The organism is Phormidium tenue FACHB-1052 (assembly GCF_014696675.1).
Classification (GTDB): Bacteria; Cyanobacteriota; Cyanobacteriia; order Phormidesmidales; family Phormidesmidaceae; genus Nodosilinea; species Nodosilinea tenuis_A.
The window spans coordinates 157,173-171,265 of record NZ_JACJQN010000007.1; the positions used below are offsets into that span (position 1 = coordinate 157,173).

15 protein-coding genes and 1 other RNA gene are annotated in these 14,093 nt (G+C 57.2%); 11 read left to right on the plus strand and 5 right to left on the minus strand.

The features are described from left to right. Positions 1-46 precede the first annotated feature (46 nt). Complete coding sequence (locus H6G07_RS11800; RefSeq protein WP_073609854.1) at positions 47-1,270, plus strand: glycosyltransferase family protein; 1,224 nt, start codon at positions 47-49, stop codon at positions 1,268-1,270. 115 nt (positions 1,271-1,385) lie between these two features. Here H6G07_RS11800 and psaK read toward each other — a convergent pair whose 3' ends face one another. Continuing rightward, positions 1,386-1,661, minus strand: coding sequence for a photosystem I reaction center subunit PsaK (psaK, locus tag H6G07_RS11805; RefSeq protein WP_073609853.1), 276 nt, complete (start codon positions 1,659-1,661; stop codon positions 1,386-1,388). Between the two features lie 247 nt (positions 1,662-1,908). Between psaK and H6G07_RS11810 the strand changes: the two genes are divergently transcribed. The 4 genes from H6G07_RS11810 (at position 1,909) to thiD (ending at position 5,760) form a co-directional block, all read left to right on the plus strand. Beyond that, the gene (locus tag H6G07_RS11810) at positions 1,909-2,337 is read left to right on the plus strand and encodes a hypothetical protein (protein ID WP_073609852.1); all 429 of its coding nucleotides are present in this window, start codon (positions 1,909-1,911) and stop codon (positions 2,335-2,337) included. A gap of 101 nt (positions 2,338-2,438) precedes the next feature. Then, positions 2,439-3,299: a cell division protein FtsQ/DivIB gene (locus H6G07_RS11815; protein ID WP_073609851.1), complete on the plus strand. Its 861-nt coding sequence runs from the start codon at positions 2,439-2,441 to the stop codon at positions 3,297-3,299. Between the two features lie 509 nt (positions 3,300-3,808). Next, a complete protein-coding gene (gene ftsZ, locus H6G07_RS11820; RefSeq protein ID WP_139297130.1) occupies positions 3,809-4,942 on the plus strand; it encodes a cell division protein FtsZ in 1,134 nt (377 codons plus the stop codon). 2 nt (positions 4,943-4,944) lie between these two features. Next, complete coding sequence (gene thiD, locus H6G07_RS11825; protein WP_073609850.1) at positions 4,945-5,760, plus strand: bifunctional hydroxymethylpyrimidine kinase/phosphomethylpyrimidine kinase; 816 nt, start codon at positions 4,945-4,947, stop codon at positions 5,758-5,760. Positions 5,761-6,059: 299 nt separating this feature from the next. Here thiD and H6G07_RS11830 read toward each other — a convergent pair whose 3' ends face one another. The 3 genes from H6G07_RS11830 to ffs all read right to left on the minus strand — a co-directional run bounded on the left by H6G07_RS11830 (position 6,060) and on the right by ffs (position 7,277). After that, positions 6,060-6,590, minus strand: coding sequence for a methyl-accepting chemotaxis protein (locus H6G07_RS11830; protein WP_073608206.1), 531 nt, complete (start codon positions 6,588-6,590; stop codon positions 6,060-6,062). Positions 6,591-6,594: 4 nt separating this feature from the next. After that, a complete protein-coding gene (locus H6G07_RS11835) occupies positions 6,595-6,966 on the minus strand; it encodes a phasin family protein (RefSeq protein ID WP_073608205.1) in 372 nt (123 codons plus the stop codon). Positions 6,967-7,180: 214 nt separating this feature from the next. Continuing rightward, an RNA gene (ffs, locus tag H6G07_RS11840) (signal recognition particle sRNA small type) lies at positions 7,181-7,277 on the minus strand. A gap of 24 nt (positions 7,278-7,301) precedes the next feature. Here ffs and H6G07_RS11845 point away from each other — a divergent pair. Together H6G07_RS11845 and H6G07_RS11850 are read left to right on the plus strand one after the other, a co-directional pair. Next, a complete protein-coding gene (locus H6G07_RS11845) occupies positions 7,302-7,889 on the plus strand; it encodes an HD domain-containing protein (protein ID WP_073608204.1) in 588 nt (195 codons plus the stop codon). Between the two features lie 90 nt (positions 7,890-7,979). Then, positions 7,980-8,630, plus strand: coding sequence for a Uma2 family endonuclease (locus H6G07_RS11850; protein WP_073608203.1), 651 nt, complete (start codon positions 7,980-7,982; stop codon positions 8,628-8,630). An 11-nt stretch (positions 8,631-8,641) separates the two neighbouring features. Here H6G07_RS11850 and H6G07_RS11855 read toward each other — a convergent pair whose 3' ends face one another. Next, the gene (locus H6G07_RS11855; protein ID WP_073608202.1) at positions 8,642-10,168 is read right to left on the minus strand and encodes a YifB family Mg chelatase-like AAA ATPase; all 1,527 of its coding nucleotides are present in this window, start codon (positions 10,166-10,168) and stop codon (positions 8,642-8,644) included. A 174-nt stretch (positions 10,169-10,342) separates the two neighbouring features. Between H6G07_RS11855 and H6G07_RS11860 the strand changes: the two genes are divergently transcribed. From H6G07_RS11860 to H6G07_RS11870, 4 genes are all read left to right on the plus strand, one after another. Further along, a complete protein-coding gene (locus H6G07_RS11860) occupies positions 10,343-10,822 on the plus strand; it encodes a CYTH domain-containing protein (protein WP_073608201.1) in 480 nt (159 codons plus the stop codon). A 166-nt stretch (positions 10,823-10,988) separates the two neighbouring features. Continuing rightward, on the plus strand, positions 10,989-12,488 hold the full coding sequence (locus H6G07_RS11865; protein ID WP_073608200.1) for a phytoene desaturase family protein: 1,500 nt from the start codon (positions 10,989-10,991) through the stop codon (positions 12,486-12,488). Between the two features lie 240 nt (positions 12,489-12,728). Beyond that, positions 12,729-12,854: a hypothetical protein gene (locus tag H6G07_RS26690; RefSeq protein WP_277882068.1), complete on the plus strand. Its 126-nt coding sequence runs from the start codon at positions 12,729-12,731 to the stop codon at positions 12,852-12,854. Between the two features lie 49 nt (positions 12,855-12,903). Then, positions 12,904-13,428: a universal stress protein gene (locus tag H6G07_RS11870; protein ID WP_073608199.1), complete on the plus strand. Its 525-nt coding sequence runs from the start codon at positions 12,904-12,906 to the stop codon at positions 13,426-13,428. Positions 13,429-14,093: the final 665 nt, after the last annotated feature.

A 14,093-nucleotide genomic window follows, 5' to 3' on the forward strand; every position in this document is an offset into this window, starting at 1 on the left:
TCTGATCCGCCTGCATCGCCAGCCTGCTTTACCTAGGGGTTCTCCCATGAAACTGCAATCCTTTAGCCATTCCCAACAAAAAGTCTTCTTTCTCTGCGCCATTACAGCCATTTATCTAGCGATCGTGGCCTGGCTCGATTTTTTGCAGGGCCCTGCCTGGTGGGATGAAGCCGATTTTTGGAAGTCGAGCCTGACCTTTAGCGATAGCTTGCTGCCATCGCTCGCTGACCTGCGGGAGTACTACAGCCTCAACACCCCGCTGCCCTTCATGGTGTTTGGGTTTTTAGAATACCTGTTTAAACAGGGTATGGTGGCCGGTCGCCTGCTAAATTTAGTGCTGTCTTTGGGGATTGTGGCCACCATCGGCTGGCCCAGCAAAGACCGGGGCGGGCGAGCGCTGCTGTGCCTGCTGGGCCTGTTTTTGTGCCCCTACTTTCTCTTTCTCAGCGGGCGGCTCTATACCGAGATGATTGCCTGCACCTGGGTGCTGCTGGGGTTGGTCGCCTACGTCCGCGATCGCCACTGGGTGAGCTGCCTGGCCTTTGTGCTGGCGATCGCCTCGCGGCAGTACATGCTGGCCTTTCCAGCGGCGATCGCCACCTACGAATTTTTGGCGATTGCCAACCAGTACCGCAAGGGGCAGCCCGTCAGCCTGCGCCAGCACCAGTGCTGGCTGGCCCCGGCGGTCGCCAGCCTGTCGTTTTTGGGCTGGGTGGCCCTGTTTGGCGGGCTGGCCCCCGCTGATGCGATCGCCGACAAATCGCCCGATGTGCAAAAGAGCACCCTGGCCCTCACCCCCGGCGGGGCGATCAACTTTCTGGCCTTTGTCGGAGCCTACATTGTAATTCCAGAATTTTTGCTGTTTCGCCCCGCCGCCCCCCGGCAAGCCCTGCGCCACCACTGGAAAAAATGGCTGCTGATTGCGGCGGGCCTGCTCGTGGCTTGCCTGGTGTTTCCGCCCCTAGACACCCCCTACGGCAACATGGGCAAGGTGGCCGACCTGCTGCCGTTTTACGGGCTGGTGATGGCGATGTACTACGGTCTGGCCCTGATCACCTGCCTGCGCTTTGCCAAGCCAGATCTGCTGTTCTGGATCCTGGCCTTCAATGCCCTGATCATGATGAAAGCCATCCCCTGGGATCGCTACGTGCTGCCCCTAGTCGTGGCCTTTTGGTATCTCAAATCCATCCGCTATCCTGGCACCGACGCCCAGCCCACAGGTGACAACGGCCCCCAGCCCGCGCTAGAGCAGACGCTAGCAGAGCCATAGAGGCAGCGATCGCTCAATTAACCTCTAATCAGCGCAGCGCTTGGCCTAGCACCAAAACAAATCCCCAGGAGGTTGTTCACCTTTCCTGGGGATGAAAAAGCTAGCTCAAGCCAGATTAGAGAACACCCAGATTCGCCAGGCCCAAAATTACCCCAGTCCCAATTAGGTGGCCAAAGCTAGTGGTAGCCAGCACGGCGGGTAGGCCAAAGTTCCCAAAGAGGGATGGCGAGGGCATTGCGGGCGGTGCACTCGGGTACTTGATGGTGAACTTGCCGATGGCGATGGCCAAGATATTGCAGAGAATCATCACGACGGCCACTTTAGGGCTCCATTCGAGCGTATTTGGAACCGCAGCTAAAATCGGTAGGAATGCCAATGTACCAGCCTCCATAAATGCAGTGGAACGGCAAATCAATTGCCTAGGCCCACTTTTTCATGGAGCCAGGAAATTCTGTCGGCAGCTGTTGCAAGACTTTACAATTTATAGGACAGATGCTCACGGCTGAGCCAGGAGAATTGAGCGAATAGACGCCTAGGATCGCTGCTCTAACTCCTGAATTATTGGGCGATCGCGACCAACCAAGGCCGCCCCTAAACCTGTTCAGCCGACGGCTCACCCGCGAGGTAAACACAATTTTATGGAACGAGGACTTCTGTGGCTGCCCCTGCTGGCGGTGTTTATTGGCTTGGCCTGGGCTGGGTGGCACGAGTTTCAAAAGGTGCAGGCCTACGAAGCGTGGGCCACCGAGTTCGATCGCAGCAAGTATGACATTCGCTCAATGCTAGGGCAGCGGGGTGATGAACTCACCTGGGGCCGTCCCACTCGCCAGGGGCCTATCGACCTCACTACGCTGTCGCTACAGCAGGTGACCACTCTCCAGCTCGAAATTGACGGCAAGGCCGTGCCCGCCGACCAGACTAACCCCACGGGCAAATCGGTCGAGCTAGCTTTGGCCACCACTGGCGGCGAAACCTACCGGATTCCCTTTACCGACGGCGATTTAGCCCGCCGTTGGGAAAAAGCGTTGCATCAATCTCTTCAGGCGCTAAAATCGGCATCAGCTTAACGGCAGCTTGGTATTAGCAAGAGTTTTCAGCCCTTTCTAACCCTTGAGTCGTTAGCGGCAGATCCGATCGCCGGGCTCCTTAGCCCCTCAACCCCAATGCCATGACCCGTGTTTCTTCCCTGTCTCGCGATCAACTCAAGACCCGGCGAAAAAGCCTCCGCCGCCAGCGACGCGTTTCGATTAGCCAGGCGCTCTGGCGATTTTGGGCGCTTTCGGGGCTGACAGCCGCCATTTTTTGGGGGGCCACCCGGCCAGCATGGCTGATTAACAGTTCCGCGCAAATCAACGTAACGGGCAACGAACTGCTTAGCGACGAAATGGTGCAAAGCCTGGTACCGCTGACCTACCCTCAGCCTTTGATGAAGGTGGAGCCGGAGGTGCTGGCCCAACAGCTGCGCGATCGCGCCCCCATTACCGCCGCAGAAGTCACCCGGCAACTGCTGCCGCCGCGCCTCAACGTCAAGGTGCAGGAGCGGGTGCCCGTAGCGGTGGTGCAACCCGTAGGCAAGACCGACGGCAGCGACACTCAATATCTCCAGGCCGGGTTTCTCGACGCCCACGGAGCCTGGATGCCCCTAGCCAGCTTTGGTTTGGGCAGCGCCTCACCGCAGCTACCCACGCTCCAGCTGCGAGGCATTCAGCCCCACTACCAACGCTATTGGCCGCAGATCTATGAAACCATCGTCGGCAGCCCGGTGGCCATTACCGAAATTGACTGGCACGACCCCAACAACCTGGTGTTTGAGACGGCCCTAGGCACGGTCTACCTGGGTCCCTACAGCCCAGAACTAGAGCAGCAGCTAGCCACCCTCGACAAGATGCGCAACCTGCCCAGTCAGCTCACCGAGTCTGAGGTAGCCCGCATTGACCTCAGCAATCCCGACGCGCCCTCGATCGCCGTAGTCGACACCGTCGACCCGACGGCAAGCCCTGCGCAGACCGATGCCAACGCTAGCCCATAAACCGCTGAGCACACCCTGGTTTCCTAGAGCGCTCCTGCATTTGATATAGATAGGCATGCTGCATCTAAATAGATATGCGTCCTACACCTAAATAGAGATATATAAAGGATGACGCTATCAACGCAAAGGGGCTCGTTTTTCTTATTTCAATGGTTAAATCAAGTAGTTTAAGACTTGCCAAGGCAGTTTGGTTTTTTCCAATGAAGTACTCTATAGTTGTCTAGCATCAGCCAGGGTTTAGACTTTTAGGGCTTAGGTGTTATCTTCGGTTATCTAGTACGGGTAATTACTATATTTCTAGGGCCTTCAACTCTATGACCCCCGACAACCCCCACGGCAATGGTGCTGGCCACAGCAACGCTGACTACGAGTCTTACTCGACTCATCAGGCCGAGACTGCAACCTCTGACCTGATTCCAGCGGCTGATGCTGTGACCGCCTTCGCTGGCCCGTCTAACCCGTTTAGCCACGGCGAGCTTAACTCCAGTCAACCCCACAATGCCAGAGCTATGCCCGGAGAAACGTACACCAAAAACACGGCTTTGCCCAGCAGCGTCGCCCGCATTAAGGTAATTGGGGTCGGCGGCGGTGGCTGTAATGCCGTCAACCGCATGATTAGCAGTGGCCTGTCGGGGATTGAGTTTTGGTCGATCAACACCGATGCCCAAGCCCTCGACAACACTACCCAGACCAACAGCCTGCACATCGGTCAAAAGCTGACCCGCGGGCTGGGCGCTGGGGGCAACCCCGCCATTGGCCAAAAGGCAGCCGAAGAGTCGCGCGAAGAAATTGCCGCCGCCTTAGAAGAGTCTGACCTGGTGTTTATCACCGCTGGCATGGGGGGCGGCACAGGCACGGGGGCAGCGCCCATTGTGGCCGAGGTAGCGAAAGAAGCCGGAGCGCTGACCGTTGGCGTAGTCACTCGCCCTTTCACCTTTGAGGGCCGCCGCCGCATGAACCAGGCCGACGAGGGCATTGCTGCCCTTCAGGGTCGGGTCGATACGCTGATTATTATTCCTAACGACAAGTTGCTATCGGTGATCTCTGAGCAGACCCCAGTGCAGGAGGCCTTTCGCACGGCTGACGACATTCTGCGCCAGGGGGTGCAGGGCATTTCCGACATTATTACGATCCCCGGTCTAGTCAACGTTGACTTTGCCGATGTGCGAGCGATTATGGCCGACGCAGGCACGGCCCTGATGGGCATTGGCATGGGGTCAGGCAAGTCACGGGCGAGAGAAGCCGCGATCGCCGCCATTTCCTCCCCATTACTCGAGTCTTCCATCGATGGTGCCTCCGGAGCCGTATTTAACATCACCGGCGGGTCAGATCTCACCCTCCACGAAGTCAACGCCGCCGCCGAGATTATCTATGAGGGGGTCGATCCCAACGCCAACATCATCTTTGGTGCAGTGATTGACGAGCGCATGCAGGGCGAAGTCTGCATCACGGTGATTGCTACCGGGTTTAACACCCGCGCCGGGGCTCAGCCCGAGATTGAGGTAGCCCGTGTTACACCCTTTAAGCGCACCCTGGCTACGCCGCCGCCCGCCAACCCTCCCGCCAGCAGTGGAGGCGGTTTGGGGGCCGGTCTAGATATCCCCGAGTTTCTGCAGCGGCGGCGGCCTAACGGCAACCGCTAGCCATGACGATGACGCCTACCTGGCCTGCGGCTATGACCATTGCTGGTTCTGACAGTGGTGGTGGGGCCGGCATTCAGGCCGACCTGCGCACCTTTGCCTTTCACCTGATCCACGGCACCAGTGCTCTGACCTGCGTAACTGCCCAAAACACCGTGGGGGTAATGCGGGTTGACGCCTTGCCGCCCGACGCTGTGGTAGCTCAAATTGAAGCGGTGACCAGCGACATTGCTGTGCAGGCAGTCAAAACCGGCATGCTGCTCAACCAGGAAATTATTCAGGCAGTTGCGCTGGCGTTGAAAGGGTTGCCCGACACGACTCCGGTAGTTGTGGATCCGGTGATGGTGTCACGCACGGGTGCGCAGCTCATTGACGACGATGCGATCGCCACTCTGACCCGCCACCTCATCCCCCAAGCCCGCATTCTCACCCCCAACCGCTATGAGGCCCAGCTGCTCAGCGGTTTAAAGATCGCTACCCTAGCCGATATGGAAGCGGCGGCCCGCCAGATCCACCAGCTTGGCCCCCAGGCTGTTCTAGTGAAAGGGGGCGGTATGGCGGATGCTCTGCGCAGTACCGATGTCTGGTTTGACGGCAGCGAGATGACGGTTTTAGAGGCTGAGGTCGTAGAAACAAAACATACCCACGGCACCGGCTGCACGCTATCGGCGGCGATCGCCGCCAACCTGGCCCTGGGCAAAGCCCCCCTAACCGCTGTTAAAGACGCCAAAAACTACGTCACCAACGCCCTCAAGCACGCCCTCGCGATCGGCAAAGGGCAAGGGCCTGTCGGTCACTTCTTCCCTCTGATAGCTCAATAGACTACTAGGCCTTGTCGGCGTTGCTGATCAACGGTATGATTTGCCCCCCTAGCCCCCCAATTCTGGGGGGAACCAGACGACTTAAAAGCCCCCCAAATTTGGGGGGGGTGGGGGGCGATGCAGCAACTGTTGCTTTTGCAGATTCATTCCTCAATTCAGCAACGCCGGCCTTGTCTACGGAGCCAAAGGCGGTAGATTGACGAGATTTAAGGTTCATGGTCTTCGGTTGAAGGCAGATCATGAACCTTACCTAGAGCCTATTCACACCTAACTTAGTCGGATCCTAGCCTGAACCCCGCTTACTGATCTTTCGGTTCCGGCCAAACGGATTCCCAGTCGGGGCATTGACGTTCTTCTTCAGGGCCATAGGGGTGCATAGCGCACACCAGCGTATTACCACCGTAGGACTGGCCGCAGAAATTACGACAGCCCACACAGGCCGGATAGTTTTGCAGCAGAGGTTCTACAGTGCTGTTGAAGGGGCCTGAGACCTCTTCAAACCACTGGTCAATGCCCGATAGGCCTGCCAACAGCGGCCCTAGGATTTCGCTGAGCTCGTCAGCCACATAATCAATTTCAGCATTGACCGTAACCCGAAGCGGCTCGACTACATGGTTGAACTCGACTGCAATGCGATCGATTTCGGGGTCAATGGCTTCTTGCACCTGCTCAGCCCACTGATCCGTCGTCTGCACCAAAGCGTCAGAAGCACTAGCTATCTGTTCAACCAGGTTATCGAGCCAACGCTCTGCATCCTCAGAAACCTGCTGAGTAAAATCCTGCACGGCGTTGCCAAAGGCATCAAACAATTGCTTAGACCAGTCATCCATAGGGCTAGTTGCTCGACTTTTGTTTCAGGGTTTCTAGTTCTTCGCGCAGGGCAGCCACCTGCTCACGCAGGGAAGCCGTTTGGGCCTCAGTGGGGTTGGCCACAGGGGCATCGTCATCCAAAATTTCGATGGGTCGGGGCTGCGGTAGATTTTCAGTGGGGGGAGTCGCCGCATCCTGGGCGCGGTTGACCATCTCATTCACCAATCGCTGAGCTTCCTCAGCCGTGATCTCGCCCCGCGCCACCAGTTCATTGACGATGCCCTGGGTCTGCTCACGCAAATCTTTGAGGGTGTCGCCCGCTTTCTCACCCGCGTAGGAAGCAACCCCGACCCCTAGATAAAACGCTTTTTTAACCAAATCTCCAAAACCGGCCATGGCTGGCAGCCTCCCCATTGCTCTGTGTACCCTGCCAGCTTAGAAAAGATGCTGGCCCAATGACCAGGGGCAATGGCACGCCGTCTCAGGCGGAAAACCCCACCCCCCTAGCCCCAGGCTAAGCAAAACTAGCAACAATGAGGATAGTCAGAAATCTTACGTTACTCTAGCGGCTTGAGCGGTGTAGCGAATTGCCCGTTAAGCGCACAAACTAAAAGACCCGGAGTCCACGCCTGCCACAAGCATCCCGTAATGCTGCTACCTTCCGGTCCTGACATGATTTGGGCGTTGCGACCGCATGGGTCCGAGTCTTCTCCATTATAACACTTGCCTCTATGACCAACCAACGACTCCAGCAACAAATCGCCTTCGTGGTCGAAATCGACCGGCTCAAGCAGGTTTTGCGCCAAACCCAGCTAATGGATGCCTCCCGCCGCGAGAACAGCGCCGAGCATTCCTGGCACCTGGCGATGATGGCCCTAGTGCTGGCAGAATACGCCCCCGCCGAGGTGGATATCCAGCGGGCGATTCACCAGGTGCTCATTCACGACCTGGTAGAAATCGATGCGGGCGACACCTTCTGCTATGACGCGGCAGGGCATGACGGCAAGGCCGATCGCGAGCAGAAAGCGGCTGAGCGCATCTTTGGTCTGCTCCCAGGGGCGATCGCCCAAGACCTCCGCCAGTTGTGGGACGAGTTTGAGGCCCAAGCTACCCCCACCGCTCGCTTCGCCGCCTCGCTGGATCGCATTCAACCGCTGCTGCACAACTGGCAAACCCAGGGCGGCACCTGGAAGCAGCATGGCATCAGCCGCACCCAGGTGATGCAGCGCATGGCTCCGGTAGAAAAAGGTGCTCCAGAGCTGTGGCCCTTTGTGCTGGAAGTCATCGAAGAATGTGCAGCAGCGGGCTACTTATCGTAGATCTAGTCAAACCAAGGGTAAGGCCAAACGAACCGCAGCTCCCCATCTATCGACGACTAGAATATAAGCCTAGGTCTAAGAGGCATTGCCATGGTTCAGCAGCTACAGCCCGACGCCTTAGCCAAAACTGATTACCCCGACAGCGATGGGCAGCCTATGGCCGATAACACCAAGCAGTTCCGCTGGATCGTGGTGATTAAAGAAAACCTGGAGCTGCTGTTTGTAGATGATCCCCAGGTGTTTATCGCAGGCGATCTGCTGTGGTATCCGGTCGAGGGCGACAACACGATTCGCCAGGCCCCCGATGCCATGGTGGTAGTAGGGCGGCCTAAGGGAGACAGAAGCTCTTATCGCCAGTGGGAAGAAGACGGCATCGCTCCCCAGGTCGTGTTTGAAATTTTGTCACCGGGCAACCGCTTTGGCGAAATGCTGCGCAAGTTGGGCTTTTATGACCGCCACGGGGTCGAAGAATACTATATCTACGACCCCGACAAGCTAGAGCTAACCGGCCTTCAGCGTGGTGAAGCGGGGCTAGAAGTGATTGAGACTATGGATGGCTGGGTGAGCCCCAGGCTGCAAATCCGCTTTCAGATGGCAGACGCAGGGCTGGAGATCTATCGACCCGACGGCCAGCGGTTCCTCACCTACACCGAGTTGGGGCAGTTGCTAGCGAGCGAACGGGAACGGGCCGATCGCCTCGCGGCCCAGCTCCGAGCAGCAGGGTTAGAACCCGAAGCGTAGCACGGTGGGCTTCACTGCATGCGATCGATGGTGCGGTACTGGATGGCTTCAGCGATATGGTGGGTTTGCAGATCTTCAGCGCCATCCAGGTCAGCGATGGTGCGACCGACTTTGAGAATGCGATCCATGGCGCGGGCTGACAGCCCCAGCTTGCGCACGGCCCCCTCCAGCAAAGTCTTGCTGGTGTCATCCAGCGGGCACCAATGTTTGAGGTGGCGGCTCTGCATGTCGGCATTGCATTGCAAGCCGGGTTCGGTTTTGAAGCGATCATGGGCTCGTTGGCGGGCAGCTTGGACGCGATCGCGCACCGGCTCCGACGCTTCCCCAGTCTGGTGCTGGGTCATCTCTTCGGGCTTAATGCGGCTGACCACCACCTGCAAATCGATCCGATCCATCAGGGGGCCGGAGAGGCGTGACCAGTAGTTTTCGCGGCTGCGGGGGCTACAGGTGCAGGGCTGCACCGAGTCACCGTAAAAGCCGCAGGGGCAGGGGTTGGTGCTGGCGATCAGCGTGAACTGGGCAGGGAAAACCACGGACTGGCGGGTGCGGGTGATCGTGACGTAGCCGTCTTCGAGGGGCTGGCGCAGATATTCCAACACGTCGCGTTTAAATTCCGTCAGCTCATCAAGGAACAGAATTCCTCGGTGGGCCAGAGAGATTTCCCCTGGCTTGGGGTAGCTGCCGCCGCCAACCAAGGAGGGGCCAGAAGCCGAGTGATGGGGACTGCGAAAAGGGCGCATATTGACCAAAGTGCCTTTCTCCTTGAGCAGACCCGCCACAGAGTGAATCTGCGTTACATCCAGGGCTTCTTCAAATTGCAGCGGCGGCAGAATGGAGGGTAGACGACGGGCCAGCATGGTTTTACCGCTGCCTGGTGGGCCAACAAAAATCAAATTATGTCCCCCCGCAGCGGCAATCTCCAGGGCGCGGCGGGCCTGGGCCTGACCCTTCACATCCCGCAAATCCAGAGTGTTTGCAACGGAATTCATTGCTAGTTTGGTGTCAACCACCACGGGGTTGTGCCCTGAAGGGTTGTTGAGAAAATCCGCGACTTCCGATAAGTGGTTAAAGCTGTAGACCGTCAGCCCAGGCACCACAGCGGCCTCGCGACCGTTGTCGGTGGGCACCACTAGACCGCGAATGCCGAGTTTTTGCGCGGCGGCTGCGATCGGCAGCACCCCAGCCACCGCCCGCAGGCTGCCGTCGAGGGAGACTTCTCCCAAAAACAGTAGGTCGTTGAGGGCGTCAGTGTTCACCTGTTCTGAGGCGGCGAGAATGCCAACGCTGATGGGCAGGTCAAAAATTGGGCCTTCTTTGCGCAGGTCGGCGGGGGTGAGGTTGATCACCACCTTGCGCATGGGGAAGGGGAAGCCAGCATTTTTGAGCGCGGCTTTGACCCGCTCACGCGACTCTTGCACGGCGGTGTCAGGCAGGCCCACGACAACCACGCCGGGTAGGCCACCAGAAATATCGACTTCGACCCCAACTTTGAGGGCATCGATGCCCACGAGTGCCGCGCTCCAAACCCTTGCCAGCATGTTGTGTTTCCCCTGATTCTGAGGTTTAGGGTGCCCAAGGGTAGGGGTGCGATTGGTAATCAAAAGCTGTCATCTGCGATTTGGCTGATTGCGCTACCGTGCGGATGTTGTAGCCCAAGATCTTGCAGATTTGATACTTAATACATAGCTATGCCCCTTCCCTGAGTTCAGTGCATGAATGAGATGCCAAAGTACACGCTCCTCGAAATCGAGCGTCGCTGGCTCGTTGATCTATCTGCTTTAGATCTCGCGCCGCTGCCTTACCGTGAGATTGAGGATCTCTATATTTCCGACTCGCGGCTGCGATTGCGGCGAATTGCCGGGCCACGGGAGGTCGTTTTCAAGCTCGGCAAGAAATACGGCAAATGCACGCCGCTTGGCGAACCGATAACCAATATCTACCTGACAGAGAGCGAGTACTCACAATTCGCTGACCTTGCGGGTCACCGTGCCCGCAAGCGTAGATATACGTTGTGTGGCGGTTCTTTGGACATTTACCTAGAACCACAGAATGAGCTGGCAATATTTGAAGCAGAGTTCTCAGACGAACGAGCAGCGAGGGGCTTCGTGCCGCCTTTCTTCGCTACACGCGAGATCACAAACGACGCGGCTTTTAGTGGTGCTACGATTGCGGCACGTATCGCAAGGGCATGACATCCCGTTGCAGAGGACGGCTATGGATAAACTGCCACAGCACATGCGGTATCATGCCGCCTCTGAACCAGAGCTTTAACTGACGGCATCAAAAAATCTCAAGGTTTGGGAACTTGTTCTGTGGGCAATCTAGCGTTGAGATACTATCCGCGCGATCGCATTCCCCATGGCCCCTACCGCAGACATCATTATCATTGGCGCTGGCATCTCTGGGCTAGCCGCCGGGTGCTACGCCCAAATGAATGGCTACCGCAGCGTCATTTTTGAGGCCCACGACCAGCCGGGGGGACTCTGTACGGCATGGACGCGCCAGGGCTATACCTTTGATGCTGGCATTCACTACATCTTTGGCACAGGGGAGGGGCAACCCTTCTACGAGCTGTGGCGCGAGTTGGGAGCCTTTGAGGGCGTCGAGTTTACCAACCAGACCGAGTTCATGCAGATCCACGGTGGCCAGGGGGAGGTGCTGCGAGTACACAGCCAGCCCGATAAGCTAGAGGCGCATCTGCGAGAGCTGGCTCCAGAGGATGCCAAGCTGATTGCAGGCTTCTGCAACGGCGTGCGCAAGTTCAAAGAGTTTGACCTGTCGATGCTGCAACAAAAGCCCAAGTCGCTGATGACGGCGGCAGACTGGGCGCGGATGGGCAAGCAGGTGCTGCCATTTATGGGGGTGCTGGGCAAGTGGAGCCAGCTCTCGCTAAGCGACCTGGCAGGGCAGGCAAAGAACCCCTTTCTGCGGAGGGCGATGCCCCACATGTTCGCCTGGCCCGATGTGCCGGTGATGGTGGGCATGTCGCTACTGGCTTATTTGGATAACGGCAATGCGGGCTCGCCGGTAGGGGGGGCGATCGCCTTTGCCCGCGCCATTGAGCAGCGCTATCTGGAGCTGGGCGGCGAAATCCACTATGCAGCGCCTGTGGATCGGGTGCTGGTGGAGAATGGGCAGGCTGTGGGGGTGCGCCTGGTCAACAGCGACGAGCACCGGGCAGATCGGGTGATCTCTGCCTGCGATGGTCGCCGCACCATCTTTGACTTGCTCAAGGGTGAGTATATCAACCGCAGAATTGAGAAGCTCTACGACGGGCACCTGCCCATGCACTCGCAGTTTCAGGTGTCGCTGGGGGTAAATATGGATTTTTCCCATCGGCCCCACTGGGTGACGCATTTGTTGGAGGAGTCGATCGCGATCGCCAACCAGCCCCACGCCGAAATTGGCGTCAAACACTATGGCTTTGATCCATCCTTGGCTCCTGCCGGCAAGTCAGTCGTGAGCTTTATGGTGACCACCCACTACAGCGATTGGCAAGGGAGCCATGCGGCCCATCCAAACCAAGCGGCGGAAATGCTAATTGGGCGCATGGAAGAGTTTTACACAGGTTTGGGGGCAGCTGTGGAAAACATGGAGGTAACCACCCCTCTCAGCTACGAAAAACTCACCGGCAACTGGCAGGGTGCTAGCTGCGGCTGGCTGCTGACCAAAGATACCCTGCCGCTGATGATCAAAGGCGTGCCCAAGCGCCTCCCCGGCCTAGACAGCTTCTACATGGTCAGCCAGTGGACTGAGCCCGGTGGCAGCCTGCCCATCGTGGCGCTGTCGGGCCGCAACATGATCTTTGAAATCTGCCGCGAAGATGGACGTGCCTTTGAAACCACCATGCCCAGCTAAGCCTGCGTGAGTGTTGAGATCCGAGTCATCAATAGCCCATTACACTCCCCCATCCTCTTCATCTCCCAACGCCCCGACGCTCGCCAGACTTCTCTCTGGCAGAAGGTAATGAAATGCGATCGCACATCAAGCTTCATTTCAGTCCTTCGCCCATCCTAAAACCCCGCAGGACAATGGAATTAAGGGAACCGGTTGCCAAGAACCATCCCTAAAGGTGCCACGCATCGGGGGGATCGGCCCATGCTATTCCTAGCTCTGAACTACCACGACACGTTATATCTCGCAACCGAACTCGGTGCCCTGGTGCTAGTGCTCTTTTTCTGCTGGCTAACACCCCACCTAGAGCACCATCGACCGCCGCCCTAGGTCACCTTGACCCACACCTAATCTGCTTCAGCGATCGGGAGGACACCCCATGTACAGCAAAATTTTAGTTGCCCTAGACAACAGCCCTACCAGCAACGCCTTATTTGACCAAGCCCTTGAGCTAGCCCAGGCCACTGATGGCGCACTCCTGCTGGTGCACAGCCTGTCAAATCAAGACGAAAGCAGCCCCCTGCCCATGTCGGCCCAGCTCGACAATATCTACTGGGCTCCTGGCACCGAGCTTGACCTAGAGGCCTGGCGACTAGCCTGGACACGCTACGAAAATGAGAGCCTCGATCGCCTGCGTCACTATGCCGCCACCGCCAATACGGCGGGAGTCCCCACCGAGTTTCGGCAGTTGATTGGCAACCCTGCCACTGTGATCTGCAAAGCCGCCCAAGAATGGGGAGCAGACTTGATTCTAATCGGCAACCGAGGCCGCACTGGCCTATCAGAACTGGTGCTCGGCAGCGTCAGCAACCACGTCATGCACCGCGCCACCTGCTCTGTACTGGTGATGAAAGCCAAAACCCCCAGCCCCACCAATACACCTATCACCGCAGGCGTCGCCTAACTCAAATTCCCTCGTAGTAGGAAGGTATCCTACACAGACATCGTGAGTTCCATGGACATACATCCGGGTGCCTCTACCAGGAAAGACTCCTACCTCCATGCAAGGTGCTTACGAAAAACTGTTCTGGCAGGTGTTTGGGATCCCATTTAGCTAAGAAATCTCTTCCCATCTCTAGCGAAAAGTGTAGGATTGCCTTACGGCAGCTATTTGGGATCCCATTTAGTCAATAGGAACTTCCATTCCTCAATAAAAGGTGTAGGATTATCTTAAAGAAGACGTTTGGGATCCCAATTGGCCCAAAAACCTCTTTCCATATTTAGACAAAAGGTGTAGGATTGCCTTACAGCAACCAAATGGGATCCCATTAGCCCATAAAAGTGTCCCATCCCCCAATAAAAGGTGTAGGATTATCTTAAAGCAGACGTTTGGGATCCCATTTGGCTAAGAAATCTCTTCCCATCTCTAGCCAAAAGGTGTAAGCTAGCCTCAAGCAGATATTTGGGATCCCAAGAGAGGCACAGTCTGAAGAAAATGTAACAATTTGTGATCATTTTCTTCAATATCCTTGGGGAAAACAGTGCAGAAACTGTGGAAAACCCTGTCTTTAAAGGGGATAACCTCTCGCTCTTGGTGGATATTGATGCAGTGGCTTCCAAGGGTGTGGA

Coding starts and splice junctions, on each gene's coding strand:
- H6G07_RS11810 (WP_073609852.1), top strand. CDS start 1,909: ATGGAACGAGGACTTCTGTGGCTGCCCCTGCTGGCGGTGTTTATTGGC.
- H6G07_RS11860 (WP_073608201.1), top strand. CDS start 10,343: ATGAATGAGATGCCAAAGTACACGCTCCTCGAAATCGAGCGTCGCTGG.
- thiD (WP_073609850.1), top strand. CDS start 4,945: ATGACGATGACGCCTACCTGGCCTGCGGCTATGACCATTGCTGGTTCT.
- H6G07_RS11845 (WP_073608204.1), top strand. CDS start 7,302: ATGACCAACCAACGACTCCAGCAACAAATCGCCTTCGTGGTCGAAATC.
- H6G07_RS11815 (WP_073609851.1), top strand. CDS start 2,439: ATGACCCGTGTTTCTTCCCTGTCTCGCGATCAACTCAAGACCCGGCGA.
- ftsZ (WP_139297130.1), top strand. CDS start 3,809: ATGCCCGGAGAAACGTACACCAAAAACACGGCTTTGCCCAGCAGCGTC.
- H6G07_RS11830 (WP_073608206.1), bottom strand. CDS start 6,590: ATGGATGACTGGTCTAAGCAATTGTTTGATGCCTTTGGCAACGCCGTG.
- psaK (WP_073609853.1), bottom strand. CDS start 1,661: ATGGAGGCTGGTACATTGGCATTCCTACCGATTTTAGCTGCGGTTCCA.
- H6G07_RS11855 (WP_073608202.1), bottom strand. CDS start 10,168: ATGCTGGCAAGGGTTTGGAGCGCGGCACTCGTGGGCATCGATGCCCTC.
- H6G07_RS26690 (WP_277882068.1), top strand. CDS start 12,729: ATGCTATTCCTAGCTCTGAACTACCACGACACGTTATATCTCGCAACC.
- H6G07_RS11850 (WP_073608203.1), top strand. CDS start 7,980: ATGGTTCAGCAGCTACAGCCCGACGCCTTAGCCAAAACTGATTACCCC.
- H6G07_RS11870 (WP_073608199.1), top strand. CDS start 12,904: ATGTACAGCAAAATTTTAGTTGCCCTAGACAACAGCCCTACCAGCAAC.
- H6G07_RS11865 (WP_073608200.1), top strand. CDS start 10,989: ATGGCCCCTACCGCAGACATCATTATCATTGGCGCTGGCATCTCTGGG.
- H6G07_RS11800 (WP_073609854.1), top strand. CDS start 47: ATGAAACTGCAATCCTTTAGCCATTCCCAACAAAAAGTCTTCTTTCTC.
- H6G07_RS11835 (WP_073608205.1), bottom strand. CDS start 6,966: ATGGCCGGTTTTGGAGATTTGGTTAAAAAAGCGTTTTATCTAGGGGTC.